This window comes from Nocardia sp. NPDC046763 (assembly GCF_040645495.1).
Taxonomy (GTDB): Bacteria; Actinomycetota; Actinomycetes; order Mycobacteriales; family Mycobacteriaceae; genus Nocardia.
This window is the reverse complement of sequence record NZ_JBEYYI010000094.1, coordinates 1-1,560: the sequence shown is the minus strand read 5'-3', so window position 1 is coordinate 1,560 and position 1,560 is coordinate 1. Positions and strand designations below refer to the sequence as shown.

Sequence of the window (1,560 nt, the reverse complement as noted above, 5' to 3'; positions counted from 1 at the left end):
CGGAATCTGTCAAACCGGATGAGACGGGTCAGGCTGCCTGTTCTGTGTCGGCATTCTCCTTCGGAGGCGGGTTGATCCAGGCCGCTTCTGGGAGCTTGGGCGGTGGCGGTGTGCCACGGAATCGGTTCGGGTTGGCGGCGTAGGCGGCGGCCAGGACCTGCGCTCGGCGGGCCCGGATCTCGGCGGCGGTGCCGTCGTGCACCGACGCTGGGGTGTGCAGGCCGATACCGCTGTGGCGGTGTTCGGTGTTGTAGTAGTGAAAGAACTTGTCGCAGAACCACTTCGCCTCACCGAGCGAAGCGAACCGGCCCGGGAAGGCCGGGCAATATTTGAGGGTTTTGAACCCGGCCTCGGAGTACGGGTTGTCGTTGCTCACGTGCGGGCGCGACAGACTGCGGGTGATATGGAGATCGACCAACAATTGGGCGACGTTCTTGCTGGTCATCGACGGTCCGTTGTCGGAATGCACGTGCGTAGGGACGACACCGTTGTTCGCGGCGAACGCCTCTCTCATGAACTGTTGCGCCGCGACCGCGGACTCCGGCACGAGTTTGTGATGAATTACCTTGCGGGAGAAGATATCCAACATCACCATCAGGTCGTAGTAGAGGCCCTTCTGTGGGCCTTTCAACTTGGTGATGTCCCAGCTGAACACCTGATTCGGTCCGGTCGCGACCAACTCCGGGCGCGCCCGAGGAGGGTGGCTGGCTTGATGGCGGCGTTCACGAATCTCATTGTTGGCACGCAAGATTCGATACATCGTGGAGATCGAACACAGATAGCTCCCCTCATCCAGCAATACCGCCCAGACGTGCGCAGGGGATTTGTCGACGAACCGGTCCTGGCGCAGCACCGCCAGGACATGTCGGCGTTCGGCGGCGGTCAATGCCGCCGGATGCGGTGCCCGCGCCCGCGCAGGGCCCTGCACCGGGAGTTTCGGGTGCGCTCGGCGATGGTGAGTGGCACGGGATCTACCGGTCAGCCGGCAGGCCGCCACGACACCGAGCAGGGGTTGCAGGTCGGTGACGGCGGCCTCGATCATGGGGTCTGCTTGGTGTCGTTGCCCGAGTTGTTGGACAGCAGCTCCAAGAACTCGGCAAGTTTTCCCAACACCTCGTTCGCTTGCTTGGCCTTGGCCAACTCCGCGACCAGGCGGGCGTTCTCGACCTCCAACTTCTCCGCCCGTCGATCCGACTCGGACTTGGTGGGTTTCGGGCCGGAGGGCTTGGCGGCCAACGCGTTCAACGATCCCGCGTCACGCAGCCGAGTCCAGTCGATCACGTGCGAGTGATACAGGCCCTCGCGGCGTAGCAACGCGCCTTTGGCACCGGGCTCGGTCAACTGCTCGTACTCGGCGACGATCGCCATCTTGTACTCGGCGGTGAAAGTACGCCGTTTGGGTCGATCGGCCCGAGGGCCCTTCTTCTTGCCCGCCACACCACCATCATCCCCGGCGGCCAGGTCGGCAACACTCAACGTCACGCTCAGAACATCCGATCTCGCCCATATCGTCAGAGAACTACTGGGTCACCATGTCTCACGCGAGTCTGGCAGATAGGG

General features: G+C 63.2%; 2 protein-coding genes. Both read right to left on the bottom strand.

Annotation, left to right across the window (positions count from 1 at the left end; all coding sequences use genetic code 11):
* Window positions 1–28 precede the first annotated feature (28 nt).
* Entirely contained in the window at window positions 29–1,042 is a 1,014-nt protein-coding gene (locus ABZ909_RS43615) for a DDE-type integrase/transposase/recombinase (protein WP_357012387.1), read from the bottom strand.
* Window positions 1,039–1,482 (bottom strand): transposase, encoded by a 444-nt coding sequence (locus tag ABZ909_RS43610; protein WP_357012385.1) that lies wholly within the window; start codon window positions 1,480–1,482, stop codon window positions 1,039–1,041. Before ABZ909_RS43610 ends, ABZ909_RS43615 begins: the two co-directional genes overlap by 4 nt.
* Window positions 1,483–1,560: the final 78 nt, after the last annotated feature.

Bases quoted from the DNA above. Each gene is read 5' to 3' on its own strand.
- ABZ909_RS43615 (WP_357012387.1), bottom strand. From the start codon at position 1,042: ATGATCGAGGCCGCCGTCACCGACCTGCAACCCCTGCTCGGTGTCGTG.